Source organism: Bartonella sp. AA83SXKL, from assembly GCF_042196965.1.
Lineage (GTDB): Bacteria > Pseudomonadota > Alphaproteobacteria > Rhizobiales > Rhizobiaceae > Bartonella.
The window spans coordinates 1-327 of sequence record NZ_JBHIRG010000182.1 but is presented as its reverse complement, the minus strand read 5'-3'; the positions used below and the strand labels follow the sequence as shown (position 1 = coordinate 327).

Sequence of the window (327 nt, the reverse complement as noted above, 5' to 3'; positions counted from 1 at the left end):
TTCATAAGCTTCAATTAATAATACAAGAGCCTCCATTTGATCAAATTCGGGAGTCCCCTCTTGAGGTTGATTATCAAACATTGCAGACACAATTTCTAAGGCTTCTTGATAATCTTGTTCAGTGCGAATGGGCTTGATGTTCATTTTTTAAATTTCTTTAAATGATATAATATCAATGGCATATTGTTTAAATTGTAACGGTTTTAAAATTAATTGCAAAGAAGACTATCCATGACCACACGTAATCCTAATCGTTGTCCTTCTCATCCAGGAGAAATTTTAGCTGAATCCTTAGAACATTTAAATGCAAGCAAAACCGAAATTGCT

The 327-nt window shown here is 33.0% G+C and carries 1 pseudogene; it reads left to right on the top strand.

Annotated features, from left to right (window positions below):
* Positions 1-231: 231 nt before the first annotated feature.
* Positions 232-327: pseudogene (locus ACFINO_RS10470) on the top strand (addiction module antidote protein, HigA family); the annotation flags it as partial.